General features: G+C 42.1%; 1 pseudogene. It reads left to right on the top strand.

Going from position 1 to position 902, the window contains the following annotated elements:
• Nucleotides 1–902, top strand: a pseudogene (locus ACFIL8_RS11200) (hypothetical protein); the annotation flags it as partial.

Genomic DNA, 902 nt, shown 5'->3' with positions numbered 1-902 from the left:
TATCAAGCAAATGAAGAGAATAAATGGTCGTTTGCTCTTTTTAAAAACATGGTTATTGCGGTGAATAAAAATGATAAACCGCAAGTTTTCAAGGTCCTTAGTTCTGAACGGTTTGAAGATTTAGAAGGAAATCCACCGAAAGCAGGATTGGTTAAGGTTTGGGGACCTTTTGTTTGTTTGATGCAATTGACAGATAATCCCAATCGCATCCATTGGTCTGGAGAAGGCGATGAAACTCTATGGGAGACTCAATATAATGTTAGTGGTTATATGGATTTCCAAGATGGAGAATATGTGCAGGGGGCAACAGAAACAACCAATCCCCTTATTTTTCTTCGTTCTGCTATTTATGCTGGTTCTTTGACGTTAGGTTCCAAGAGCCCGTTTGCTTTTCAAAAGATCCAAGACAAGCGTGGAGCGCGCAGTTCAGCTTCTATAGCGTGTCGAGGGAGTGATGCTTTTTTTGCGAGTGATGGTGGCTTTTATCAGATCAGTGCTGATGGTCAACTTTTGCCGATAGGCTTTGAGAAGGTTGATAGAACAGTTTTTAAAACCTTTGATAAGTTTGCTCTTGATGAGATGCAAGGGGTTATAGATCCCATTGATAACCGGATTTACTGGTCCTTAAAAAGAGGCAATAACGAGCAAACGACCTTTGTCTATGATTGGGGATTGCAGAAATGGTCGACGCTACAGGGAAAACCTTTCACGTTGTTTCCAGTATTTACGACAGGTTATACTTTAGAACAGTTAGATGAGATCTCGATCAATCTTGAGTCCTTGCCGGCTTCTTTAGACAGCCCTCGTTGGCAAAGTGGCGCCCCAATGCTTGGTGCTTTTGATGATGAAAATCGGCTTGTTATGTTTACGGGAGCACCGATGGAGGCAACGGTTGTTTCGCA

The sequence above is a fragment of the Bartonella sp. AP57NXGY genome (assembly GCF_042195805.1).
Lineage (GTDB): Bacteria > Pseudomonadota > Alphaproteobacteria > Rhizobiales > Rhizobiaceae > Bartonella.
Note: the sequence above shows the minus strand (reverse complement) of the source record. Positions and strands in the feature narration are given on the sequence as shown.